The organism is Salinicola acroporae (assembly GCF_003206615.1).
Lineage (GTDB): Bacteria > Pseudomonadota > Gammaproteobacteria > Pseudomonadales > Halomonadaceae > Salinicola > Salinicola acroporae.
The window spans coordinates 129,632-155,386 of record NZ_PZJW01000010.1; the positions used below are offsets into that span (position 1 = coordinate 129,632).

Sequence of the window (25,755 nt, forward strand, 5' to 3'; positions counted from 1 at the left end):
CTACGCCGACTGTTTCAGCCGACGCAGCGGCGCCAGGATCAGGCGCTCGCTGGTATAGATGAAGCCGGCCAGCAGCAACATCATGAGCACGACGGCGCCGAGACTCAGCGGCCACAGCCAGTGCGTCGCGATCAGTTGAGCGCTTTGCCGATCCAGTACCGTGACCATCAGCCAGTCGAGCTGGGGGACGTACCCTACCGAAAGCAGGCGGGGCTGGCCGTCGAGATGGGCGGTCAGCATGTATACGTCGTCGGGGTCGGCGACGGCGCGTTGGATCACCTCATTGAGCTCGGCACGTTCGTCCTCATCACCGAGGAAGGTGGCCAACTGCTGTCCTCGAGCGAGGTCACCGTTATCCGCTTGCGCGTTGAACGCGATCCGTGATGCATCCGGATAGGCAAGTAGCGCCCCCTGGCGGTTGACGATCATCGGCGTGATGCCGTGGGCGCGGGTGCGAATGAACGCATCCAGGAAGCGGCTCAGGTCGAGCCCGGTGCCGGCGATGCCCAGCGGCCGACCGTCGTCGCGGATCACCACGTTGATCCACACCTTGGCTTCCTTCAGTTCGCGGTCGATGTTGACGTTGAGCGTGTAGGATTGGTCGCTGGTGATGAGATGCGAGTACCAGTTGTCGTCGGGGTCGTCTGCACTCAGTCGGTAACGGGGTTGGCGATCGGTGGGCTCGTCGTCGCTGCTGAAGTAGTAATCACCACTGGCGTTGACCACGGCGAAGTAGGTGTGGGCCGCGAAACCCTGCCGATAACTCTCGGCCTCGTTGAAGAAGCGCTGGCGTTTGGCGGGATCTTGTTCGTCGGCCAGCCAGTCACGGGTGACCGAGGATTGGGCGAAGCGCTCGGCGAGTGCCAGTTCGCGGGAAATCGGTGCCAGGATGCGCTGCATCTGCAGCAGGGTGAAGTTTTCGGCATAGGCCTGGGAGAACTGCTGGCGCACGGCGTCGACCGCCAGCCAGCCAATCAGCAAGGCGGGTACCAGTGCCACCAGGCAAGCCGTCAACAGCGCGAGCGCTGATTTGCCACGTAATCCCCAACGAACACCCATTGCTATCCTCGATCGACGATCCGCACGGGGCTTGTGCGACTGTCCAGTGGCGGAGAATCACAGCGATAGGCGGCGTCATGGAGCATCGAGCATGGCAGAAACCACGCCATGACCAAGCATCGATTGATGCGGGTTTACACGCGCTATTGGCGGTTTTGGAAAGGCGCCGCAGGGTCGTGGATCCTGCCAACCGAGGTTCAGCGCGTCGATGAGGCGCGCTGCTTGTTCATCATGCGCAGAAACGCTTTGCCTGCCGTGGCAATGAACAACGGAAAACCGGCCAGCAAGTAGAAATAGTAGGTGACGAAACGCCAGATCAGGACGGCGGCGGCCGCGCTCTGCGCGCCAATCAGCGGCGTTAGCAGTGCCGAGGAGGTGAGTTCCGCACCACCCGCGCCGCCGGGAAGGAAGCTGAGCTGGCCGGCAGCCATCGAGACCATCTGCACCAGGAACGTCCACGCCCAATCGATGTGCTGGCCGAGCCCCTGGACCACCAGATAGAGAATGCTGTAGCGGATCAGCCAATGCGCGCAGCAAAGCAGGAACACGGCGAGTAGCAGCCAGCGCGGCAGTCGCAGCGTCTCCACCAGTGAGTTCCGGAAATGCAGCAGGCGGCGGGCAAAGCCGAACCGTGAGCGGCGCTTGACGTTGAGCCTGGCCAGCCAGCGCCCCGTGATATGCATGACCCGTGCGTAGTGGGTCAGCGTCAGCCACAGCAGGACGAGAGCGGTGACCAGCAAGAGCGTGGGCAGTCCGACCAGCCAGCCGAGCTTCAGGTCAACCGCTTCGATCAGCACGTAGAGCGCGACGCCGATCAGGCCGGAGAGGAAGAACAGCAGGTCGGTCAGCTGATCGACCGCGAAGATCGCCGACGCCTGCGCCGGGCGGACGCCGCGCCGGGCCAGCAGACCGAGCAGGGTGAGCGGGCCGCCGGTACCTCCCGGCGTGGCACAGATGGCGAACTCGGTGGCCATGACGATGGAGAACGCTCGGACCTGGGAGAGCTTTCCCGCGCGTCCGGCCAGCAGCAACCTCAGGCGCAAGGCGTTGACGTTCCAGCAGATCACGATCATGCCCATCATCAGCAGCAACTGCGAGGTAGGAAACCCCCGCAGTTCGGTGACGATGCCGCGCCCGCCAACCAGGATGGGTATTGCCAGCGCCGCCACCAGACCCAGCGCGAGTAGCCACAGGATGCGCTTCATGCCGCGGAGCGATCCTTGTTCGCCGACCCGGCGAGGTTGTCTGGGGCGAGATCGGGAGCGGCCTGGTCGAGCCAGGTCTGCTTGGTCAACGGTTGCCTCCCCATCTCCAGCAGATGCTCCACGAGATGCAGCCAGTAGTCATGGGAGGCGCGGTGGCGCATATCCACGGGATGCAGAGCCAAGCGCAACAGCTGAGCGTGCTGAAAGCGGCGGTACTGGAGTGCGCTGACCACCCTAGACATGCCGCGGCGCCAGGCGCTCCGGGCGCTCCATACGATACTGGGCGCGTCCAGCGGCGCCAGCGATGGCAAGCGATAGAGGTGCTGCAGGTCGCTGGTGTAGGTGAACGGGCGTTGCTGCAACGCCTTTCGGGTACCTTCGCTCATCAGCCAGGCGGGGGCGACGAAACCGCCATGCGGCCAGCCGCAGGCGTCGAACTGGGCCATGCCCTCGTCGAGCAGGGCGCCGGCACGATCCTGGTCGAGGGTGTAGAATTCCCCCTCCCAAGTGTAGATCCGGCGCATGTAGAAATCCCGCAACGAACGGGGCGCCGGGGCATCGTCCCGGTGAAAGTAGCCATGCAGCGTCAGTTCGTCGCCTCGCGCCAGGCGATCATCGAGAACCCGGCGCAGCAGCTCGCTGTCGCGGCATTTGCCCCGGCCATGGAAGTCGGGAACCACGAGCCAGGTCATGGGAATGCGCTGTCCGAGCCGTTCGCCGAGACGGTCGATCGACTCGACGAACGGCTGGTAATCGGGCCAGGTTTCGGGGGCGATGTCGTGGAGTACCAGCGCGAACTGCGACTTATCCATGCTGGGAACCCTGCTGGGCTTCTCCCGCGCCTTCGGTGGCGCTGGTCAGCCGTCGATAGTGGGAGAGCAGGCCGTCGATGACGACATCCCAGTCGTGGTTGCGCTCCACGTAGCGTCGCGCGCGGCGCCCGGCTTGTGCGGCGTCGTGGTTGGCGAACAATTCCTTGACCGCGCGAGCCATGTCGGCGGGCGAATGAGGTTCGCTCAACAAGCCACAGCCGAGCGGCACGTTTTCGGCCAGTGCCCCCGCCCGGGCGGCGACCACGGGAATGCCGCTGGCCATGGCTTCCAGTGCCACCAGGCCAAAGGTTTCCTGAGTGCCTGCATGGACCAGCGCATCGCTGGAAGCCAGCCAGCTCGCGACCTCTTCGGTCGGGGTGTAACGGTCGATCACGCTGACATTGTCCGGCACCTGGCTGGGCATGCTCGGGCCGACCAGCAGCAAGTGGTAGCCCTTCCCCAGCAGCCGTGCGGTCTTCAGCAAATCGTGGAGGTTCTTCTCGCGCGAGCCGCGGCCGACGAAGATCAGCAGTTTCGTGGTCTCGTCGAGATTCAGTCGCTCGCGCAGGGCCGCGTTCCGACGGCTCGGGTGGAACGTCTCCAGGTCGACGCCCAGCGGCTGGATGGCGACCCGCTCGATGCCGAGTCGGGTCAGGCGCTCTGCCATGACGCGGCTCGGTGCGAGGACCTGATCGAAGCGGCGATAGAGCTGATAGACGTAGCGCTCGATCAGCTTGTCGGTGCCTTTGCCGAGTCGGTTGCTGATCAGCCGAGGCAGATCCGAGTGGTAGAAGCCGACCACCGGAACGTCCAGCTTGCGTCCGGCGCGAAGCGCCGCCCAGCCGGTGACGTAGGGATCACCGGCCTCGATGATGTCCGGTGACAGGCGTACCAGCTCTCGTTCCCAGCCGCGGCGCCGCAGGGGAAAGCGGTAACCTTGGCTGAACGGCAACGGCGGTGACGGTACCTCGTGAATGCCGTTGTGCGTGAAGAGCTGGGAGCCGGGGATCAGCAGACTGCAGGTGACGCCAGGCAGCTTGGCGAGGCGCCGATGCTTGGCATCGAGATAAGTACGAACCCCGCCACTGGCGGGGGCATAGAACATCGTAACGTCGGCAATGTGCAACGAGCCGCTCCTCTTGAAGACTTCCCTGTCGATACGGCGCATTCCTGAGAATGGCGATGACTACATTGCAGTATATCGTTTTACTGCCACAGGGCGTTCACACCAAAGTGGTAGCCTGCCAGCGCCGCTTACGGCGACGGCAGGCCGTTACCGCATTCACTCGGCGGGCGCGGCCACCAGCGAACGCGTCGCTTCACGGGCTTCGACGAGCTTGACGCGCAGTGAGCCGCCAAGTTGGTAACGCAGCTCGCCGTCGATCCGAATGCGGCCTTCCTTGTCGTCGATGGCCAACTGGTTGCGGTCGCTGTGAATCAGCGGTGCCGGCACGAACGCGGTAGCACCGTTGGCCGTCAAGCGGACGCGCATGCCACCACGGCGGATGTCGATGATATCGGCGTCGAAAACTTCACCCTTCTCGATGGTGGCGCCCAGATAGCGTACGTAAAGCCAGTCTTTGACGTCGCGCTCGGCCATTCGGTTCAGTCGGCGGCGTTCGGTCAATTGCTCCGTGAGCTGCTGGGTAGCCTCGGCCGGTGCCGCTTCGGACTTCAGCACGCGCTTGATCAGGCGATGATTGACCATGTCGCCGTACTTGCGAATCGGCGATGTCCAGGTGGCGTAGGCGGGAAGCCCCAGGCCGAAATGCGGTCCGGGTCGTGCCGACATGTTGGTGTAACCCTGGAAGCGGCGCAGGCGCGCATCCAGCCAGGCATCCTCGCGTGCGTCGAGCTCGCGGCGGAACTCGCGATAGCGAGGCAGTTCGGCAAGCTGTTCACGCTCGGCAGGGATCTCCTGCGCGGCGAGGAATTCCAGCGCCTGGTCGATCTTTTCCGGCTCGAAGGCGTTGTGAACGTTGAAGATACCGTGACCGATCTCCTTGGCCAGCAGATCGGCGCAGCAGGCGTTGGCAACGATCATCGCCTCTTCGATCATGCGCTGACCGATGCGACGCTCTTCGATCACGATGCCCAGCACATTGCCGGCGTCGTCGAGGTCGAACGCATAGTCCGGACGATCCTTGAACACCAGCGTGTTGGCTTCCCGCCAGGCCGCACGAGCCCGGGCGAGGTCGGCCAGCGCCTTGAGCTGCTCGGCGATGGGGGCAGCCGGCGCCTCGATGCCGGACCGCTCCTCGAGCCAGTCGGAGACGTCGTCGTAGGCCAGGCGGGCCTGGGAGCGAATCGTGGCGGCGAAAAAGCGGTACTCGCCCAGCGTGCCGTCGCGACCGACCTGCAGCCGGCAAGCCAGTACCGGGCGATCCACGTCCGGTTTCAGCGAGCACAGGTCGTCGGCCAGCGCTTCCGGCAGCATGGTGATGTTCTGGCCCGGCAGGTAGACCGTGAAGGCGCGGGTGCGGGCCTCCTTGTCCGCCGGGTGGGACTCGCTGACGTAGGCGGTGGGGTCGGCGATCGCGACCGTCATCGTCCAGCCGTCGTCGGTCGCTTCCACCCGCAGCGCATCGTCCATGTCGCGCGTCTTCTCACCATCGATGGTGAAGAACGGCTCGGCGGTGAGGTCCTCGCGCACCAGGCCCTCGTCCTGCAGCGGCCACTCATCGGCCGCCGGCGGACACTCCTGCTCGAGCGCGTGGCGCGCCAGGGTGACGCGCCACGGCACAGCCGGATCGTCGCTCTTGACCACCAGCTCGTCGATCTGAGTGAAGAACCCCCTGTCGTCCGGGCGCAGCGGATGGCGAATCAGGCGCGCGACGATCCAGTCGCCGTCGGCGATGTCGGACTCTTCCAGCGAGCGCTTGAGACGTGCCTTCAGCGACAGGTTGATAGAGGGGTGGTCCGGAACCACGGCGAGCCGCCCGTCGCGTTTCTGCACGCGAGCCACGAAGCGATCCAACGATGCCTCGATCAGTGTCTCGGGGTCGGCCTGTTTCTTGTCGCCATCCTCCTTGATCACCGCTTCGATGCGGTCGCCGTGAACGACCTGCTTCATGGCGGGCGGCGGAATGAAGTAGGAAGTGCCGTCTTCGGCTTCGAGAAACCCGAAGCCCTTGTCGGTCGCCTTGATAGTGCCCTGGACACGCGGCGTATTGGCGCGGATGTCCTGCTTCAGCTGGGCCAGAAGAGAGTTGTTCTGCAGCATCGGATCGGATCGGTCGGTGGACGAGAGCGACACTATACGGATTCCGGGTTGGCCACGCCAATCACACGCCGCCGTCCCAGGTGCGGTTGGGCGTTGCAAGCTCGGCCACAAGGAGGCTTGAGACCAAAGTCGACGCCCATGGGACTGGCAGATTGGTATTCGACTGGTTATGTTGGTGGTATTGAACTGGTATCAGCTCCCCATCACTTCGGAACCGATTTTCATGGCACCGACGCTATCGCGACTCAAGCTGGATGCGGGCCGGTCGACGCCGCTCTATCGCCAACTGGCCCAGCAACTGGTCGAGGCGATCGAGGCGGGGGACTGGGAGACCGGCGAAGCCTTGCCCTCGGAACGGGTCCTGGCAGAGTCGCTCAACATCTCGCGCATCACCGCGCGCAAGGCGCTGGACCGACTGGTGGCGCTGGGCTTGATCCAGCGCACCCACGGCTCCGGGACGTTCATCGCGCCGCGACTCAACCAGTCGCTGACGCGGCTGACCAGCTTTACCGAGCTGCTGGTTCAACGTGGCCACCGGCCTAGTTCGCGCTGGCTGAGTCGCTGCTCCGGGACGCCCACGGTGGAGGAAAGCCTGCGCCTCGGCTTGAACGCCGACCAGCAGGTCTCGCGGCTCCGGCGTCTGCGGCTGGCGGACGACGTGGTGGTCGCGGTCGAGGAGAGCTGCCTGCCGAGCCGGGTCCTGCCCGACCCCGAGAGCGTCACCCATTCGCTCTATCGCCACCTCGACGACCTGGGGACGCCGATCGTACGCGCCCTGCAGCACGTCTCGGCGGTCAACGCCGACGCCGAGCTGGCACAACTGGCGGAGGTGCCTCCCTCCCAGGCGCTGTTGATGATGACGCGCCTCGGCTATCTGGCCGACGGCCGCCCCGGGGAGTTGACGGTGACCTACTGTCGGACCGATTACTACGACTTCATGGTGGAGTTGACCCAATGAGATCGCACGAGCGGGAGACGGCATGCTCTACGGCAATATTCTGACCCCTGGGGGGTGGCGCCTAGGGACGCTGACATGGCGCGAGGGCCGGATAGCCGCCATCGACGGAGAGTCGGTCGATCCGGCCACCAACACGCATCCTCGGTTGCTGCCGGGGTTCGTCGACCTCCACGTGCACGGTGGCGGCGGGGCGGACGCCATGGAAGGGGGCGACGCCGCGGCGGTCATGGCGCGGACTCACGTCCGTTTCGGCACCACCAGTCTGCTGGTGACCACCATGACGGCGCCGCTGCCCGACATTCGTCAGGCGCTGCGGGACATTGCCCGCATCATGGCTCGGCCTCCCTCCGATGCGGCGCGGCTGCTGGGCGTTCATCTCGAGGGACCCTATCTCAATCCCGGCAAGCTGGGGGCGCAGCCGCCGTATGCCCACCCCGGCGCGATCGCCGACGTCGCGGCACTGATGGAACTGGCGCCGATCCGGCTGCTGACGCTGGCGCCCGAGCTTTCCGGCCACGTCACGCTCATTGGTCAACTCCGCGAGCGCGGTGTCCGCGTGCAGATGGGCCATACCCTGGGCAGCTACGAGGAAGGCGTGGCCGGGCTCGAGCATGGTGCCCACGGCTTCACCCATCTGTTCAATGCCATGACCGGGCTCCACCACCGCAAGCCCGGCATGGTCGGGGCGGCGCTGGCACACGCCGACTATGCCGAGATCATCCCCGATCTGCTGCACGTGCATCCGGGCGCCATCCGCACGGCGCTGCGCTGCATCCCCCATCTTTTCGGCGTCACCGATTCCACGGCCGCCGCCGGCATGCCCGACGGCGAATACCGTCTCGGCGAGCAGCATGTCACCAAGTGCCTGGGCGGTGTTCGCCTGGCCGACGGCACCCTGGCGGGCAGTACGCTGACCATGGACCAGGCGTTGCGAAATCTGGTCCAGATCGGTCTCGAGCTGGACGACGCCTCACGGCGACTGTCGCAATATCCCGCCGATTTCCTCGGTGAGACCGAAATAGGACGGATCGATGTCGGCTGTCGGGCCGATATCGTGGTCATGGATGCCGGCCTGGAGATCGATTCGGTCTATGTCGGAGGCGAGCAGGCCCATCGCGGCCCGTCGGCCTCGAATCTGCCGCCGGCATCAAAAGCGACCGGCGCGTCGCAGGAGAAAAACCGATGTCGTTGATGCTTCAAGAAGCGCAGAGCGCCCCGAATTGCCTGCGAGCCCAATGGCAGGCCAATGCCGCCATCCTTGCTGAACTCGGCGGCGCCCTGCGCGGGGCGGACCTGCATGGGGCGCTGACGGTGGCCCGCGGCAGTTCCGATCATGCCGCTGCCTACTTCGCCTATCTCGGCATGAAGCACCTGGGGTTGCCGATGGCCTCGGTGCCACCCTCGCTGACCACCGTTGCCGACACGCCGTGGCGGGTTCGCGGGCAACTGGCGGTGGCGATCTCGCAGTCCGGCGCCAGCCCCGATCTCATCGCGACACAGCGGGCCCTGATCGATGGCGGCGCGCGCAGCGTGGCGCTGGTCAACACGCCGAATTCGCCGCTGGGCGAGACTTCGGAGCACGAGATCGCGCTGCACGCCGGCGTCGAGAAGAGCGTCGCTGCCACCAAGAGCTATCTGGCCACGTTGGCCGCCTGTGCGCACCTGATCGGCGCCTGGGCGGAGGACGACACGCTGCTGGCGGCGTTGAAAGCGCTGCCGTCGGCGCTCGAGACCGCGGCACGGCAGAACTGGCGGCCGGCGGTGGACGCACTGGTCGATGTCGACAGATTGCTGATCATCGGTCGGGGCGTGGGCCTCGCCGTCGCCCAGGAGGCTGCGCTCAAGTTCAAGGAGACCTGTGCCATCCAGGCCGAGCCGTTCAGCGCCGCCGAGGTCCGTCACGGCCCGATGGCGCTGATCGGCCCGGGCTATCCGGTACTGGTGTTCGCGCCACCGGGTCCGGACCAGCCCGGGCTGCTGGAGCTGGCCGAGTGGCTGGAGGGGATCGGCGCGAAGGTGCTGCTGGCCGCCGACGAGAGCATCGCGGCGCGCCAGTTGACGCTGGTCGACGCCGGTCACGACGACCTCCAGCCACTATCGGTGATCCAGAGTTTCTATGTGATGGCGGCCGAGCTGGCCGTCGCCCGTGGCGGCGATCCGGATCAGCCTCGTCACCTGCAGAAAGTGACGAGAACACTGTGAGTCGCCACTGAGGTCCTGTTTCGCCGCGAGTCGCCGCCTGCCCTGAGTCGCGCTACGTGACGAGTCGGCCGGGATTGGAACAACAACAAGTCGGGAGTCTTCATGTCATCTACATCACGGTTTCTCTGCGCCCCGCTGCGCGGGGTAGTGGTCCCGCTCGGCGAGGTGCCGGATCCGGCCTTTGCCCAAGGCGCCCTGGGGCCCGGTGTCGCCATCGATCCGCTGGGCGAGACGCTGCATGCGCCTTGTGACGGAGAGGTCATCCAGTGTGCCCGGACCGCCCATGCGCTCACGCTGCGCGACGATCACGGCCATGAATGGCTGTTGCACATCGGCATCGATACCGTCGACCTGGGCGGGGAAGGATTCGAGCTGCTGGTGGCGACCGGTGAGCGTGTCGCCGTCGGTGATCCGCTGTGCCGGTTCGATGTCGATGGGCTGGCACGGCGTGCCAAGGCCCTGGTCACGCCGATCGTGATGACCAACGCCCCGGACCTCTCCCTGGAAACGCTGGTCACGCCGGGGATGATCGTCGACAAGGGCGAGGCGTTGCTGCAATGGCAGGCCCCGGGCCCGGCAGCGGAGGCCGTCGGCCGGAGTGCCTCTTCCGAAGCGTCCGCCCGCGGCGAAGCAACGATCGCTGCCGCCCAGGGCCTGCATGCCCGCCCGGCGTCGAGGCTAAGGACGCTCGCGCACAACCACGCCGTCGAGCTGAGGCTGGCGCGAGCCGAGGAGGCCGGTGAAGGCCGATCCGATGTCGACGGTGCGAGCGTCGCTAGTCTGAGCGCACTGCTCAATCTGGGCCTGGTCCAGGGTGACCGGGTCCGGGTCACGGCGCGGGGAGCCGCGGCCCAGGCCGCGGTCGACGCGGCCATCACGCTGCTGGAGACGCCCGAGCACGAGTCCGGCCGGGCCGATGTCTCCGCCGAACCAACTGCTGCTCCCGCCGAGGCGTCAATGCCGGGTACGTTGAACGGCCTGTCGGCGAGCCCGGGCCTCGCCGTCGGCCCGCTGGTTCGCTACCGGGTCGCATTACCCAGCGTTGCCGACACCGCCAACGATCCCGAGCGGGAGCGCAGAGCGCTGGACGCCGCCGTGGCCGAAGTGGATGCCGACCTGGAGCGGTCGAGGCGCGCGGCCGAAGCGCGGGGACAACAGGCCGAGGCGGATATCTTCGAGGCGCACCGGGCCTGGCTGGACGACCCCGATCTGCGGGCGGCGGCGGAATCGAAGATCGTGGAGGGTGCCAGCGCCGGACGCGCCTGGCACCTGGCCCTCGAGACCGAGATCCAGCGCCTGCGCGGTAGCGGCAATACGCTGCTGGCCGGGCGGGCCGACGATCTCCACGATCTGCAGCGCCGGGTCATGCAGCGTTTTGCCACCCAGGAGGCCGTTGCCACCACCGGGCTCGAAGGGGCGATCCTGGCTGCGCGCGAGATGACCCCCTCGCAGTTCGTCGAGGTGGCAGAGCAGATTGCCGGGCTGTGCCTGGCGGGCGGCGGTTCGACCTCCCACGTCTCGATTCTGGCTCGGGCGCGAGGGTTGCCCTGCCTGGTGGCGATGGGGGATGCCCTGCTGGAAGCCAGCGGCGATCGGGTCTGCCTCGATGCCGATCAAGGGCGGCTGGAGCTGGCGCCCGACGAGCGTCGCCTGGCGGCGGTCGAGGCCGAGCAGGCACGCCAGCGTCAGCGGGCCGAGGCCGATCTGGCCGCCGCCTCCGAGCCGGTGACGATGCGTGACGGTCGCCGTCTTCATGTCGCCGCCAATATCGCCGCCGGCGGGGAAGCGCAAGGTGCCCTGGATGCCGGAGCGGATGGGATCGGGCTCATGCGCAGCGAGTTCCTGTTCCTGGCGCGGCAGACCGCGCCGGATCTCGCCGAACAGCAGGCCGAGTATCGCGCCGCCGTCGAGGCGATGGCGGGAAGACCGGTGGTCGTCCGGCTGCTGGATATCGGGGCCGACAAGCAGTTGCCCTATCTGGCACTTCCCGCGACGCCGAACCCGGCGCTGGGCGAACGCGGGGCGAGACTATGGCAATCGCATCCCGAGATGTTCGACACCCAACTGGATGCGTTGCTGGAAGCGGGGCGCGGGTTGCCGGTCTGCGAAGATGGCCTGACGAGGCTACGCCTGATGGTGCCGATGATCGCGGACGTCGGGGAGCTGCGCTGGGTGCGCCGGCGGTTGGCGACGAGGGCGGCCGCGCTCGGGATCGAACGGTTGCCTTCGCTCGGCGCCATGGTGGAGGTGCCGACGGCGGCACTTTGCGCCGGCAGTCTTGCCCGCGAGGCGGAGTTTCTCTCGATCGGTACCAACGACCTGACCCAGTACGCGCTGGCCATGGACCGTGAAGTCGCGTCGCTGGCGGCGCGCAGCGATGTGCTGCATCCGGGCGTGCTGCGCTTGATCGCCCTGTGCCTCAAGGGGGCTGACGGACGGTGCCCGGTCGCGGTCTGCGGCACCGCGGCAGGCGATCCGCTGGCGGGGGCGCTGCTGGCCGCCATGGGCGTCGACGAGCTCTCCGTCGAACCGGCACGGGTGGCGGCGGTCAAGGCGATGCTGCGCGGGCTGGATGCCGAGACGTTGGCGGCTCAGCTGCCGGCGCTGCTGGCGCTGGACGATGCGGCCGCGGTGAGAGAGGCGCTGGCCACGGTGCTGGCAACGTCCGCCCAAGCAGCGACTCCGCCATCCGGCGACACCACTGTCGCCGATACGACAACAAGATCCTGAGGAGTCGTCATGACCACCACCTTCGGTTCCCGGCTCATGGCCGGTCTGCAGAAACTCGGACGCTCGCTGATGCTGCCGATCGCGGTGTTGCCGGTGGCAGGGCTGCTGCTGCGCCTGGGCCAGCCCGATCTGCTCGATATCGGCTTCGTTGCCAATGCCGGCAACGCGATCTTCTCCAACCTGGCACTGATCTTCGCGATCGGCGTGGCGGTGGGCTTCGCCGATGACGACAACGGCGCGGCCGGGCTGGCGGGCGTGATCGGCTATCTGGTGCTCAACGCGGTACTGGAGACGCTGAACCCCGACATCAACATGGGCGTGCTGTCGGGCATCATCATCGGCAGCGTGGCCGGTGTGCTCTACAACCGCTACAAGGCGATCAAGTTGCCGGACTACCTGGCTTTCTTCGGCGGACGGCGCTTCATTCCCATCGTCACCGGGCTATCCGCCGTGGTGCTGGGCGGCCTCTTCGGCCTGATCTGGCCGCCGATCCAGCAGGGTATCGATCAACTGGGGCAGTGGCTGATCGACGCCGGCGACCTGGGCCTGTTCGTCTATGGCGTGCTCAACCGGATCCTGATCGTGACCGGGCTGCATCACGTGCTCAACAGTTTCGTGTGGTTCGTCTTCGGCAGTTACGACGGCGTCACCGGCGATCTCAACCGTTTCTTCGCCGGCGATCCGACCGCGGGCAGTTTCATGGCCGGTTTCTTCCCGGTGATGATGTTCGGCCTGCCCGCCGCCGCGCTGGCGATGTACCACGCCGCGCCGCGTTCCCGCCGGGCTCAGGTCGGCGGTCTGCTGCTGTCTCTGGCCTTGACCGCCTTCCTGACCGGTGTGACCGAGCCGATCGAGTTCTCGTTCATGTTTCTGGCGCCGGCACTGTATGCCATGCATGCCATTCTCACCGGCATCTCGATGGCGGTGATGAACATGCTCGACGTCAAGCTGGGCTTCACCTTCTCCGCCGGGGCGTTCGACTATGCGCTTTCCTATGGTCTCTCGACCCACGGCTGGATGATGATCCCCGTGGGGCTGGTCTACTTTGTGCTCTATTACGGCATCTTCCGCTGGGCGATCGTGCGGTTCGACCTGCCGACCCCGGGGCGCGAGCCGGAGCTGACGACAACCAGCGTTAGCCACGACGCCGGCGAGCGGGGGCCCGCCTTCGTGACCGCGCTGGGTGGGGCGGCCAACATGGTCAGCGTTGGCGCCTGTACCACCCGGCTGCGGCTGGTGATGAACGACGATGCCGCGATCGACGAACCGGCACTCAAGGCGCTGGGGGCCCGCGGCATTCTGCACCTGCGCGGTGGTGGCCTGCAGGTGATCCTGGGGCCGATCGCCGACGCCGTGGCCGACGACATCCGAGTAGCGGTGCGCGATCACGGCAAGACGCTGGCGGCGGCGCCGGCGGTCGAGGACGATACGCTACCGACCGATGCCCGGCTTGACGAGGCGTCGCGCCAGGCTTGGATGGCGGCGTTGGGCGGTGCCGGGAACATTCGCAGCGTCGCTGCGGTGGCCACGACCCGCCTGCGGCTGGAGCTGGGGGATCGCGGAAAAGTGGACGAGTCCGCGCTGGCGGGGCTGGGCGCCGCCGGGATCCAGGACCTGGAACGCGGTGTCGTCCATCTGGTGCTGGGGCGCCAGGCGGGGGCGATAGCCAACGGTATCGACACCAAGCCTTGCTGACGGAAAGCCTGCCCAGGCCTGAACAGGGGGCAGCAAGTTCATCGAGCAGGATATCGCGCCAGCCGCCGAATCGGCGGTTGGCGCTTCGTGTTCGAGCTTTGACACGGTCCGCTCGAAGCTGCTATCAACGGCTTCCCCCAGCCGGCGCTGATCGAACCCCGAAGTCGCTCTCGACAGCCTCCTGCAGCCGACGCTGGTCGAAGCCCGAAGTCGCGTATCCGAGGAGACTCCATGCCCCAGTACCTGATCGCCAGCGATCTCGATAACACGCTGTTGAATGCCGAGCATCGGGTCGATGCCTTGACCCGCGACACGTTGCGCACGTTGTCGGCTCGGGGCCACGTGATCGCGCTGGCCTCCGGTCGGCATTACCACGATATCGCGGCGATCCGGCGCCAACTGGACATCCCTGCCTGGATCATCAGCAGCAACGGTGCTCATGTGCACGACGTCGACGATGGTGTCGTCAGCGACACGTTAGTGCCCACGGCGCTGGTCAGGGCCCTGGTGGATCTGCCGCGACCGGCGTCGGTCAGGCTCAATCTCTATACCCGCGATCGCTGGTTGATCGACGCCGAAGCGCCCGAGCTGCTGCCGCTGCATGCGATGACCGGCTTCACCTACCAGGTCGACGAGATGGACGATCTGGACAACGAGCATGTCGGCAAGGTGCTCTACATCGGCGAGCCGGCGCTGCTGAAGCCACTGGAACTCACCCTGAGGGAGCGCCACGGCGAGGCGCTGCACATCACCTATTCGGCGGCCAATTCTCTCGAGATCATGCAGCGGGGGGTGAACAAGGCGACGGCCCTGAGCCGGGCGCTCAAGGCACTCGACCTCCCGACCGAGAAAGCGCTGGCGTTCGGCGACAATTTCAACGATGTCGAGATGCTGACCCTCGCCGGCCACGCCTATGTGGTTTCCAATGCCCATCCGGCAGTGATCGATCAGCTCCCGCACGCCACCACCATCGGCGCCCATCACGAGTCGGCGGTGGCGCACGCGCTGCGGGAGTTCTTCGCTCTCGATTGAGAGGGTGGCGGTGCGGGCGTGCCTCAGCGCGGCTCCGCGCGATCGTCGAGCCTGCGCAGTTGCTGCCAGACCTCGCGGCGGAGGTCGGCCAGCCTTGGCTGTTCGTCCCCCTCGAACGCGATCGGTCGAATCGTGCGCATGGCACGCAGTCCCAGGCGCGCGGTCAGCAGTCCGGCACCGAGACCCTGCCCGGCGCGGGCGGACAGCTTCGCCGCCAGGTTCATCGACAGCAGATCCATGCCGGCGTCGCTGATCATTTCGCTGGCCCCGGCGAAGGCCATGTTGCGCAGCACCTCCCTGAACAGCCGCAAGCGGCTGGCATAGCCGAGCTGCAGGCCGTAGAGCGCGGCGATGCGGTCGAGCATGGCGATGTTGCGCCAGGCCATTAAGGACATGTCGACCAGTGTCAATGGGCTGACCGCGACCATTACGGCGGTTTCCCCGGACATCCGCGTCACCAGCCGTCGTGCTGCCCGGTCGCGCGGGTGGAGAAGATAGTGGGCGACCAGCTGGCGGGTCTCCTGGGCAGTGTGATGCGACTGATGGGCGTCCAGGAAGGATTGCCACTGGGGGTGATCCCTGGACAGGCCCATCTGTTCGCGCAGCTCTCCGGCCAGCGTCAGCGGGTCCGAGCGGGTGGCCGAGGTGTCGTCGACCCACTCCTCGTCGAGTTGTCGGCGCAGGCGGGCGTGCCGGCGTAGCTTGCGCAGCCGCCAGAGCTCGCCGAACAACGCCTTGGTGCCCAGGCCAACGGCGGTCAGACCGATCAGGCTCCAGGCACCGGCAAGCCAGTCGCCTCCGAGCGTGGAGAGATAGAGCGTGTGGGCGGCCTCGATCGTGCCCAGGCCTAGCGCGCCACCGAGGACGATCATCAGTCCCCAGCGTCGCTTGCGGGGTGGCGCGATCGCGGCATCGATGGCGGTGGCGTCGGCGGTTTCGTCCTGGGGGTACGGATCGCTCGCCTGGGTGGGCCGATAGTACCGCGCGCCCTGAACCGAGGCGGGCTCCTCCGGGGTGGGGGCGTCGTCGAGGGTGAAGCGCTGTCCGGGCCGAGGATCGCTCATCGTAGTTTGTCTCCCATCAACCACTCCAGGGCGGCATCCATCCGGATGTGAGGTAGCGCCTGGGACCGGCAGGGCACTGGTCGAAAGGCGGTGAAGTCGAATCCCTGGCGTTGCCAGAATTCGTTCTCGGGAAGCCTGTCGGGCACGTCGCCGGGATAGAGCAGCAACGGTTCCCCGTCGAGGCCGTGGCCACGCAGCGCCGGTTGTCGCTGGCCGTCGGTCTCTATCTCTCGGGTCTCGGTGGCGCGTATCGAGGCCAGTGAGAAGGCCCGCACCGGTACGTCCGCGTAACGCAGGTCCTTGATCGGTTCGGCCAGCAGCGATTCGAGCAGCGCCACCAGGTTGGCATGCTGATCCGGCGTGACGTGGTCCGCCTTGGTGGCGGCGATCGCCAGGCGGTCGATACGCGGCGAGAACAGCCGGTTGATCAGGCTGCGCTTGCCGTAGTCGAAGCTGCGCATCAGGGTCGCCAGCGCGTCGGAGAGGTCCTCGAAACGCTCGGGGCCGGCGTTGAGCGCGCCAAGCACGTCGACCAGTACGATCTGGCGGTCGAAGCGGCGGAAATGCTCGCGGTAGAAGGGCTTGACCACGTGCTGCTGATAGAAGCGAAAGCGTTTCTTGAGCGTCTGATACAGGCTGTGGGCAGGTAGCGCTTCGAGTGCCTGGCGGTCTGGCTCCCCGACGCCCGGTAGTGGAAAGAACTGCAGTACGGGGGCTCCCTGCAGGTCGCCGGGGAGCAGGAAGCGGCCCGGTTGCAGGTGGGAAAAGCCGGCTTCCCGCGCGCGCCGCAAGGAGGTCGCGTAGAGGTCGGCCAACTCGGCCAGGCGGGATTCGTCCACCTCCTCGTCGGGGCGATGTCGAGCGACTGCCGTTCGCCAGGCTTCGGCATGCTGCTGGCGCTCCGGCCCGGTTCGTCGAAGCTGGCTTTCACTCCAACTGAGAAAGTCGTGCTCGAGCAGCGGCAGATCCAGCAGCCACTCGCCAGGATAGTCGATCAGGTCCAGGGTCAGCGTCGCCGTGTCGCCCAGCAGGCCGCGTACGCGTCGTGTCTTGTAGCGCAACTGCAGGCGCAGTTCGCTGATGCCGCGCGTCGGTTCGGGCCAGCGTGGCGGCGTCGATTCGAGCGAGGCGATCGCTTCGTCGTAGGGAAAACGAGGAATCCCGAGATCCGGCTGCGAAATCCGCTGCGCGCCGAGCAGGCGCTCCTCGCGGGCGGACTTGAGCAAGTCGAGACGCGCATCGATACCGGCATGGCGCAACTGGTTGACCAGCGACGTCAAGAACGCCGTCTTGCCGGCGCGGGAGAGTCCGGTGACCGCCAGTCGCAGTTGGCGGTCCCGGCCGCGATCGAGCAGATTCCGAAGTTCGTGAGTCAGGTGTCGGGGCATCGCCTCTATTTCCGAAGAAACCAATCCGCATGGTAAACGATATCGGCGGTGGTCAGGGAACCCCCGGGCAGGTAGGGCGACCGCTGACGAAGGCCGGAAACGACGACGCCTCGCACGAGAGGCGAGGCGTCGTTCGGGTCGGGTTCGCCCCCGGTCGCGTCAACCGGCGAAAGCGAAGTAGATCGCGAAGACCAGGATCAGCAGTACGATCGCTACCGGTACCGCCCCCTTCCAGGGTGTGAGATCGACCGCCTTGACGTCCTCGTGGACCCAGGCCTCGCGGCGAGGCGCGATCTTGCCGATCAGCAGCATGCCGAGCACCAGTACCACAAAGACGCCGGCCACGAAGTGATACTGGTTGGTGATCTCCAGAATACCGTTGAACGGCGGTACGAAGTAGCCGGCCGCAATCAGCACGATGCCGCCGACCAGCCCGAAGATGGCAGCGGACTCCGGCACTCGCTTGGTCAGCAGGCCCACGATCACCACCGCCAGGATCGGGATGAAGTAGATCGCATTCATCGTTTGCAGGTAGTCGAAAAGACTGTCCTGACCGGCCAGTAGTGGGGCGATCACCATGGCAGCGACGGCCATGACCCAACCGAAGGTCTTGCCGGCGTTGACCACCTGCTGCTCGCTCGCTTCCTTCTTGAATATCCCCTTGTAGATACCCAGGCTGAACAGCGTCGTGGTGCTGTTCAGGGCCGAATTGAACGACGACAGGATCGCACCGACCATGACGGCGGCGAAGAAGCCGGTCAACCACGGCGGCAGCAGGTGGAAGACCAGGTAGCCATAGGCCTGGTCGCCAGCGATGCCCTCATCGGCGTAGAGCTGGTAGGCGATGATGCCGGGCAGCACCAGGTAGAGCGGTCCGAGGAGCTTGAGGAAACCGGTCAGCAGGACGCCTTTCTGGCCTTCCGAAAGGCTCCTGGCGGCAAAAGTGCGCTGAATGATCTGCTGGTTGGTGGACCAGTAGAACAGGTTGATCAGGAAAACGCCGGTGAATAGTGTCGGCCAGGGAACCTGTTGGTCCGGGCGGCCCAGGGAGTTGAGGCGTTCGGGCTGAGCCTGCTGGATGGCCTGCCAACCGGCAGCGATACCGTTGCCGTCTCCCGCGGCATTGAGACCGAGATAAACGATCAGGAAACCGCCGACCAGCAGGCCAATGGCATTGATGGTGTCGGAGACGGCGACCGTTCGCAGGCCGCCGAACAGGGCGTAGATCGCGCCGATGATGCCGACGCCCCAGACCGTCAGCCACAGCAGCGTGGTGCTGGACTCGATGCCCGTCAGTACCGGCAGGTCAAGCATCCCCTGCAGGCCCACTGCGCCGGAGTAGAGAATGATCGGCAGCAGGATGACGGCATAGGCGACCAAGAAGATGACGTTGCAGATCAGTTGCGTGGTCGGGCCGAAGCGTTCCTGCAGCAACTGCGGGACGGTGGCTATCCCGCTGCGCAGGAAGCGCGGCAGGAAGAACAGCGCCAGCAGCACCAGGGCGACGACGGCAACGACTTCCCAGGCCATGACGCTCAACCCGTCGGAGAAGGCCGCGCCGTTGAGACCGACCATCTGCTCGGTGGAGAGATTGGTCATCAGTAGCGAGCCGGCGATCAGCGGAAAGCTCAGGCTGCGACCGGCGAGAAAGTAGCCCCGCGTATTGCTGAGATCGTCACGGTGAGTGATGCGCCACGTGATCAAGGCGACCAATCCCGTAAAGAAGAGGAACGAGATCAGAGTCCATGCATGCATAGAGGTGTCCTGGTTGAATGCATCCCGGTGGCGGCTCACGGAGGAGGCTCTCGCCACGTTACCCCGGCAGTGTTGGGCAACTGGCGACGAATCGCCATTCTCCATTTGTCTGACATAGCTCGTTCAATGTGTAGGCGTTTGGATCGATACGCCGGCGCGATCTGGCGCCGGAGATCCGCACATCTTGGCGGCAGGGTCGAGCGTCGCGCTCAATCGTCGATGGGGAGTTCGGTGGTCGTCAGACTGCGATGGCAGCGAGGCTCGAGAGAGACCACGTAGTGTCCTTCGAATCGGTAGAGCGTATACCAGGCTCGCCGGACCAGCGGGGGCAGACGTCGGCAGCGGGACTCGAAATCGCTCTGCAAGGTCGTGTCGTTGCTGAGCTCGAAGCCCGCGGATAAGCCTCTACGATAGAGCTCCTGGTAGCCCCACCAGTAGCCATTGTCGAGATAGGGCTGGATCAGCTCGCCGATCATCGGGTGCGAGGCGATCGCATTGCGGGTGGTCCGGGAGTAGGGCAGCGTCCCGTCGATGATCAATGGCGCCGCCGAGGGCTGCACGGCAAGGTCGTCGATCAGCGTCATGGAGACATGATCGGCGAACAGCGCCTGCTGTCTCTGCGCGTTGCCGTAGGCGTAGGTCAGGGTGAGGGGCGTGCCGAGCGCGATCACCAGCAGCGGCCAGCCTATCGTGGCGTTGTTGACCAGCCGCCAGCGCGAGCGTCCTAGCCAGTGCAGCGTGCAGAAGAGCAGGCCGGCATAGATCGCGCCGAATCCCATCATCACTCTTGGCCGCCAGATAGGGTCGGCCAGGGCGGATAGAAAGCCGAGCCCGCCCAGCGGCAGGCTGATCGTGATCAGGCACATGACAGCCAGCCCCGCGAGATTTCGATGGCGCCATGCCGTGATCCACAGCCCCGTCACGGTCACCACCGCCAGCGTCATGACCAGCCACCATGTCGGGGTGCCCAAGGTCATGGCGGCGTAGTGCCAGAAGCGCCATGTCTGTTCGACCAGATGGCCGGGGAACTGGTCTAGGGGAACCAGTTGACTGTGCTTGACGCTGTAGTCGCCGTCGATCAGCCACATCGAGATAGCCTTCGAGATCATCAGCGCCGCCACGCCGATCGCTAGCGCCTCCAGGTGACGGGGCCAGTCCGGACGACCTCGCAGGGAAACGCTCAAGGCGACATGAAAGGCCAGCATCACGAAATAGACATTGGCAGCCGGCTGGTAGAAGAGCAGAGATGCCAGAATGCCGCCGCCACCGGCCAGCCAGCGGAATCTTGCCTGCCAGTCACGATGCTGACGCGGGTCCAGCGCCCAGGCGATACCGGCGATGGCGCAGGCCAGCGAGAGCGCCATGGGGAGCGCATCGAAATGGTAGGAGAGGTTTTGTAGGAAAAACGGCTGTACGACGAGAATCAGCATCGCCAGCCAGGCGTGACCGGAATCGAAGGCCAGCAGGCGCCGCCGCCATGGCAGAATGGCCGCGGCAACTGCGGCCAGACCCAGCCATAGCGGCAGCGGCGCGAGGTCGGCGAGGCGCGGGCCGCCGTTGAGTACCAGGACGACGAGACTGGAGAGCGGCCGACCGTTGGAAACCCAGCCCATCTCGCCGTGGAAACTGCGCCAGATGTCGTCCCGGTAGAGCCGGTCGGCCTGGAGCAGGGGGTAGCTGAAAATGACGAGATACGCCATCATGCCCAGCCAAAGGCGTGGCCCGGTCGTCGCGGCCCTTTGATCGGAGTTCGAATCCATGGGCATGCAGCGGTCTCATCCGTCGGTGAACCGGGGGCGCTATTCAGTCAGGCAGTCGTGGGCCGATAACGAGGTCTTCCCGTACCTGCAGTGTAGCGTATGCTAGACTGCGGCGGTACGGAGCAAGGAGGCTTCGCTATCTCGTCGTCCTTCATCGTGAGTTGCGCCCGCTGCAGGCATGCTTCGCAGCGTGGCTTTTTCGGCTCGGCATGACTGACCGTTTTTTATAGTATCGGCATGCACGGCCTAGAACGCCCCGAGCTCGTTGATACCGGCCAAGATAGTTATGACAGGAGTAAGAGTGTGAGTGCATCGATCCGGCGGAGTAACCTTGAAAAACGCAAGGCGCTTCTTCCGGTGGTAGCCCTGACCGGGTTGCTACTCAGCGGTATCGCCCAAAATGTGTTGGCTTTTGGTTTCGATGACGTCGCGAAGAAAGCCGAGGACCTTTCGCAGCAGGGTTACAGCGAACCCGAACAGAATCTGCCGGAGGCGCTTAGCAATCTGGATTACGGCCAGTACGAGCAGATCCAGTACAAGCGAGATCGTGATGTCTGGAGTGGTGACGGGGTGCCCTTCACCCTGAGCTTCTTCCATGAGGGCATGCATTACGGCAGCGCCATTCAACTCCACAGTGTCGATGATCAAGGCGTGCACGACTTCGCCTACAATCCCGACGACTTCACCTTCGGGAATCTGGATCTCCCGGACAGTGCCAAGAACGACGACGATCTTGGCATCGCGGGTTTCAAGGTCAATTACGCCCTCAACCAGGCTGACCGCAAAGACGAGACGATGGTGTTCCTCGGCGCGAGCTACTTCCGCGTCGTCGGCAAGAACCAGGTCTACGGGGTCTCCGGTCGGGGGCTCGCGATCGACACCGGGCTCCCCTCCGGCGAAGAATTTCCCCGTTTCAAGGAGTTCTGGATCGTCAAGCCGAGCAAGACGAGCCAGTACCTGACGATCTTCGCGCTTCTCGATTCTCCCAGCCTGACCGGGGCCTATCGCTTCGTGCTGCGCCCGGGCGCGGATACCGTCGTCGACGTCAAGTCGCGCATCTTCCTGCGTCGTCCGGTGGAGAAGCTGGGTGTGGCACCGCTGACCAGCATGTATTTGTTCGGCCCCGAGCAGCCTTCATCGACGCTGAACTACCGGCCCGCCATCCACGACTCCAATGGCCTGCTCGTCAGCGACTCCCAGAACGGCTGGACCTGGCGCCCCCTGGCCAATCCGGCGAAGCTGATGATCAACGAACAGGCCGCACCGCGCCTGCGGGGGTACGGCCTGATGCAGCGGGACCACCAGTTCGACAGCTACCAGGATCTGGACAGCCGCTACGACTTGCGTCCGAGTGCCTGGGTCGAGCCGCAGAACGAGTGGGGGGCCGGCAAGATCGAGTTGATCCAGATCCCGACACCCAACGAGACCAACGACAACATCGTCTCGATGTGGCTGCCGGAGACCGCGCCGCAGCCGGGTACGCCGCTGGATTACGACTACCGCTTCACCGTGACCAAGGACGAGAGCCGCTACGTCGATCCCTCGCTGGCCTGGGTCGAGCAGACTCGCCTTTCCCGTGGCGAAGTGCGTAAAGACAACCTGGTCAGAGAAGCCGACGGTTCACTGGCATTCGTGCTGGATTTCAACGGTCCCTCGCTGTCGGGTCTCGGTGACGACGCCAACATCAGTGTGCAGGCGAGTGTCGGCGATAACGGTGAACTGGTGGATAGCCACGCCGAACGCAACACAGCCACGGGAGGCTGGCGCGTGTTCGTCAAGGTCAAGCGCAGCGACAATAACCAGCCGCTGGACATTCGCGCCTATCTGAATCAGGGCGAGAAGCGGGTTTCCGAGACCTGGTATTACCGGCTGCCCGCCAATGGCTGAAGTGACGCCTTCCAAAACGATGGTGTCAGCCGAGCATTATTTGGAGCGGTTGGCGCTCGAAGCGCAGGATCGGAATGAGCGGCGTAAGCTGCTTGCCAGCGACCTGGACACCCACGACATGGCTTCGCTGCATGCTGCACTGGGAGGTGGCGAGGTCGACGAGGATGATCCGGCCGCCAGTTCGGTGGGCCGGCGTCTGGCCCTGGCCTATGCCGAGCCGCCGCTGGCACCGCCGGAAATCCTGAACACCGACGAGCACGGCATCACCCGAGTGAAGACGGCGCCGCCGCTACGGCGGACGCCGCTGGCGCCCGAAGGGTGGTCGACCAATCCCTTCGTGCGATTCGGGCAGCGCTTCAAGAGCTGGGCAGGGCGAGGGTTTCGTCGCAAACACCGGGAGAGCAGGCCGGCGCCGCGCTGGCAGATGATCGCGAGTGCGCGCCGTTGGGTGCTGCTGGTGCTCATTTTTGGCCAGAGCTTCATCGCTGCCAACCAGATGCGGACGGTCTTGCCGGGCCAGGGGCAGCAGTGGCTCGAGATCACCATCCTGGCGCTGTTCGTGCTCCTGTTCGCCTGGGTTTCGGCGGGTTTCTGGACTGCACTGATGGGCTTCTTCCAATTGCTTCGCGGGCGTGACCGCTATGCCATCGACTCCGAAGTCGGTGACGAGCCGATCCCGGCGGACGCGCGTACCGCGCTGCTGGTTCCCATCTGCAACGAAGACGTTCCACGTGTCTTCGCCGGTGTCCGGGCGACCATCGAGTCGTTGCGCCAGAGCGGTAATGACCAGCACTTCGACGTGTTCATCCTGAGCGACACTTTCGATCCCGATATCGCGATTCAGGAAACCCACGCGTGGTTGGCGTTGTGCCGCGATCTCGAGGCGTTCGGTCAGGTCTTTTACCGCCGTCGCCAGCGTCGGGTGAAGCGCAAGAGCGGCAACCTCGACGACTTCTGTCGTCGCTGGGGCGCGCTCTACCGCTACATGTTGGTACTGGACGCCGATAGCGTGATGAGCGGGGCCTGCCTGACTCGCCTGGTCCAGATGATGGAAGCACATCCGGATGCCGGCATCGTGCAGACCGCGCCCCGGGCTTCCGGGCGCATGAATCTATACGCCCGCATGCAGCAGTTCGCGACCCGTGTCTACGGCCCTCTGTTCACTGCCGGACTGCACTTCTGGCAGCTCGGTGAGTCGCACTACTGGGGACATAACGCCATCATCCGCATGGCACCATTCATGCGCCACTGCATGTTGGCACCGCTGCCCGGCAAGGGCTCGATGTCCGGTGAGATCCTGTCGCACGACTTCGTCGAGGCAGCTCTGATGCGGCGTGCCGGCTGGGGCGTCTGGATCGCCTATGAACTGGATGGCAGCTACGAGGAGATGCCGCCGAACCTGCTCGACGAGCTCAACCGGGATCGGCGCTGGTGTCATGGCAACCTGATGAATTTCAGGTTGTTCCTCTCCAAAGGCATTCATCCCGTCCATCGCGCGGTGTTCCTGACGGGGCTGATGTCCTATATCTCCGCGCCGCTCTGGTGTCTGTTTCTGGTGCTGTCAACGGCCCTGCTCGCCGTTCACACGCTGAGTACGCCCAATTATTTCCCGGAACCGGGGATGATGTTTCCGGTGTGGCCCCAGTGGAATCCGACGCTGGCCGTTGGCCTGTTCGGTGCCACCGCGACGCTGCTGTTCCTGCCCAAGGTGTTGAGCGTGATCCTGGTATGGGTCCAGGGGAGCCGTCAGTTCGGTGGGCCTCTCAAGGTACTGGCGAGTATGGTCCTGGAGTCGCTGTTCTCGATGGCGCTGGCCCCGGTGCGAATGCTGTTCCACACCCGTTTCGTGCTGACCTCGATCATGGGATGGGCGATCCAGTGGCGCTCGCCGTCACGGGAGAACAGCGACACGACCTGGGGCGATGCGATTCGCAATCACTGGAGCCAGACGCTCATCGGCGCCGTCTGGGCGGTGGGCGTCTACTTCATGGAGCCGACGTTCCTGTGGTGGCTGTCGCCCATCGTCGGGGCCATGATGATCTCGATACCGGTATCCGCCCTGTCCAGCCGCGTCTCCCTCGGCAGCGCCTGCTTCCGTGCGCGACTGTTCCGGATTCCCGAGGAGACACATCCGCCGCGCGTGCTGCGCCGGATGGTGCGCCACCTGGGCAGAATGAACGCGGCCGCGCCCACGCCGAATTTCGTCCAGATAGTGGTGGACCCGGTATCGAACGCACTGGCGACCGCGCTCGGCACCTCGCGGCATGGCCATGCCGAGCCGCTGAAGCGGCGGCGCCACGAGCGTGTGAGCCGGGCGCTCAAGCAGGGGCCGGCTTCGATGAACAATCTCGAGCGTCTGGCGTTTCTGGATGATCCGGTGATGCTCTCCCAGTTGCACTGGCGGGTTTGGGGCGATGCCGAGGCGCATCATGGCTGGCACGAGCACGGCTTGCCGTCGAGAGCCTCGCTACGGGTGCCAGCATTCGGTTGATGCGGTAGCGGCGCCTTCACCGGGCAAGCGGGTCGACTTTTGTCGACCCGCTTGCCCGTTATTCTTCGAAGATTCGGCGATTGGTGACTATGCTTGAGCGAGGCGGTACCGAACCGCTTGCCGGTTATTCAATCCGAAGGGAATCAAGGAGTAGGACTATGGGCTTTATCTTGTGGCTGATCATCGGAGGCATCGCTGGCTGGATTGCCGGGAAGGTCATGCGCGGCGGCGGCTTCGGCATCCTCGGCAATATCGTCGTCGGCATCGTCGGTGCCGTGATCGGTGGCTTCCTGTTCAGCCTGCTGGGGTTGTCGTCGAACGGGTTGATCGGCTCACTGGTCGTCGCGACCATCGGGGCGATAATCCTGTTGTGGATCGTTGCCAAGGTCAAGAAGGCGTAGCATCGATTCATGCCTCGATCGGCCACGCGGATCGATTGTCATCAAGAACGGCGGGGTAAGAAGTCGACGCGATGCGCCGATGGCGCGTCCGTC

The 25,755-nt window shown here is 65.3% G+C and carries 18 protein-coding genes; 9 read left to right on the forward strand and 9 right to left on the reverse strand.

Annotated elements, in window-relative coordinates; translation table 11 throughout:
* The 5 genes from DOM54_RS20310 to DOM54_RS15365 all read right to left on the reverse strand — a co-directional run bounded on the left by DOM54_RS20310 (position 1) and on the right by DOM54_RS15365 (position 6,299).
* A complete protein-coding gene (locus DOM54_RS20310; RefSeq protein ID WP_206019128.1) occupies positions 1 to 1,059 on the reverse strand; it encodes a cache domain-containing protein in 1,059 nt (352 codons plus the stop codon).
* A gap of 197 nt (positions 1,060 to 1,256) precedes the next feature.
* Entirely contained in the window at positions 1,257 to 2,264 is a 1,008-nt protein-coding gene (locus DOM54_RS15350) for a glucosaminyl phosphatidylglycerol flippase (RefSeq protein ID WP_110717171.1), read from the reverse strand.
* On the reverse strand, positions 2,261 to 3,076 hold the full coding sequence (locus tag DOM54_RS15355; RefSeq protein WP_110717172.1) for an N-acetylglucosaminyl phosphatidylglycerol deacetylase: 816 nt from the start codon (positions 3,074 to 3,076) through the stop codon (positions 2,261 to 2,263). The genes DOM54_RS15350 and DOM54_RS15355 overlap by 4 nt, the downstream gene beginning before the upstream one ends.
* The gene (locus DOM54_RS15360) at positions 3,069 to 4,202 is read right to left on the reverse strand and encodes an N-acetylglucosaminyl phosphatidylglycerol synthase (protein WP_110717252.1); all 1,134 of its coding nucleotides are present in this window, start codon (positions 4,200 to 4,202) and stop codon (positions 3,069 to 3,071) included. The genes DOM54_RS15355 and DOM54_RS15360 overlap by 8 nt, the downstream gene beginning before the upstream one ends.
* A 156-nt stretch (positions 4,203 to 4,358) precedes the next feature.
* Positions 4,359 to 6,299: an exoribonuclease II gene (locus DOM54_RS15365; RefSeq protein WP_110717253.1), complete on the reverse strand. Its 1,941-nt coding sequence runs from the start codon at positions 6,297 to 6,299 to the stop codon at positions 4,359 to 4,361.
* A 223-nt stretch (positions 6,300 to 6,522) separates the two neighbouring features.
* Between DOM54_RS15365 and DOM54_RS15370 the strand changes: the two genes are divergently transcribed.
* From DOM54_RS15370 to DOM54_RS15395, 6 genes are all read left to right on the forward strand, one after another.
* Positions 6,523 to 7,257: a GntR family transcriptional regulator gene (locus DOM54_RS15370; protein ID WP_110717254.1), complete on the forward strand. Its 735-nt coding sequence runs from the start codon at positions 6,523 to 6,525 to the stop codon at positions 7,255 to 7,257.
* 22 nt (positions 7,258 to 7,279) lie between these two features.
* Positions 7,280 to 8,449, forward strand: a complete 1,170-nt coding sequence (nagA, locus tag DOM54_RS15375) for an N-acetylglucosamine-6-phosphate deacetylase (protein ID WP_110717173.1) — start codon at positions 7,280 to 7,282, stop codon at positions 8,447 to 8,449.
* Positions 8,440 to 9,459: an SIS domain-containing protein gene (locus DOM54_RS15380; protein ID WP_110717174.1), complete on the forward strand. Its 1,020-nt coding sequence runs from the start codon at positions 8,440 to 8,442 to the stop codon at positions 9,457 to 9,459. The genes nagA and DOM54_RS15380 overlap by 10 nt, the downstream gene beginning before the upstream one ends.
* A 102-nt stretch (positions 9,460 to 9,561) precedes the next feature.
* A complete protein-coding gene (ptsP, locus tag DOM54_RS15385; RefSeq protein WP_110717175.1) occupies positions 9,562 to 12,189 on the forward strand; it encodes a phosphoenolpyruvate--protein phosphotransferase in 2,628 nt (875 codons plus the stop codon).
* Positions 12,190 to 12,198: 9 nt separating this feature from the next.
* On the forward strand, positions 12,199 to 13,884 hold the full coding sequence (gene nagE / locus DOM54_RS15390; protein WP_110717176.1) for an N-acetylglucosamine-specific PTS transporter subunit IIBC: 1,686 nt from the start codon (positions 12,199 to 12,201) through the stop codon (positions 13,882 to 13,884).
* A gap of 231 nt (positions 13,885 to 14,115) precedes the next feature.
* Positions 14,116 to 14,916 (forward strand): Cof-type HAD-IIB family hydrolase, encoded by an 801-nt coding sequence (locus DOM54_RS15395; protein ID WP_110717177.1) that lies wholly within the window; start codon positions 14,116 to 14,118, stop codon positions 14,914 to 14,916.
* Positions 14,917 to 14,939: 23 nt separating this feature from the next.
* Here the strand turns inward: DOM54_RS15395 and DOM54_RS15400 are convergent, their stop codons facing one another.
* From DOM54_RS15400 to DOM54_RS15415, 4 genes are all read right to left on the reverse strand, one after another.
* A complete protein-coding gene (locus tag DOM54_RS15400; RefSeq protein WP_110717178.1) occupies positions 14,940 to 15,980 on the reverse strand; it encodes a YcjF family protein in 1,041 nt (346 codons plus the stop codon).
* The gene (locus DOM54_RS15405; protein WP_110717179.1) at positions 15,977 to 17,368 is read right to left on the reverse strand and encodes a YcjX family GTP-binding protein; all 1,392 of its coding nucleotides are present in this window, start codon (positions 17,366 to 17,368) and stop codon (positions 15,977 to 15,979) included. The genes DOM54_RS15400 and DOM54_RS15405 overlap by 4 nt, the downstream gene beginning before the upstream one ends.
* 159 nt (positions 17,369 to 17,527) lie before the next feature.
* Positions 17,528 to 19,123: a solute:sodium symporter family transporter gene (locus DOM54_RS15410; protein ID WP_110717180.1), complete on the reverse strand. Its 1,596-nt coding sequence runs from the start codon at positions 19,121 to 19,123 to the stop codon at positions 17,528 to 17,530.
* 209 nt (positions 19,124 to 19,332) lie between these two features.
* Positions 19,333 to 20,889: a glucosyltransferase domain-containing protein gene (locus tag DOM54_RS15415; RefSeq protein ID WP_110717181.1), complete on the reverse strand. Its 1,557-nt coding sequence runs from the start codon at positions 20,887 to 20,889 to the stop codon at positions 19,333 to 19,335.
* Positions 20,890 to 21,186: 297 nt separating this feature from the next.
* Here DOM54_RS15415 and DOM54_RS15420 point away from each other — a divergent pair, with 297 nt between their 5' ends.
* The 3 genes from DOM54_RS15420 (at position 21,187) to DOM54_RS15430 (ending at position 25,662) form a co-directional block, all read left to right on the forward strand.
* Entirely contained in the window at positions 21,187 to 22,770 is a 1,584-nt protein-coding gene (locus tag DOM54_RS15420) for a glucan biosynthesis protein G (RefSeq protein ID WP_240613929.1), read from the forward strand.
* 19 nt (positions 22,771 to 22,789) lie between these two features.
* Complete coding sequence (mdoH, locus tag DOM54_RS15425; protein WP_167406520.1) at positions 22,790 to 25,261, forward strand: glucans biosynthesis glucosyltransferase MdoH; 2,472 nt, start codon at positions 22,790 to 22,792, stop codon at positions 25,259 to 25,261.
* A gap of 158 nt (positions 25,262 to 25,419) precedes the next feature.
* Positions 25,420 to 25,662: a GlsB/YeaQ/YmgE family stress response membrane protein gene (locus tag DOM54_RS15430; RefSeq protein ID WP_071233199.1), complete on the forward strand. Its 243-nt coding sequence runs from the start codon at positions 25,420 to 25,422 to the stop codon at positions 25,660 to 25,662.
* The last annotated feature ends 93 nt before the right edge of the window (positions 25,663 to 25,755 follow it).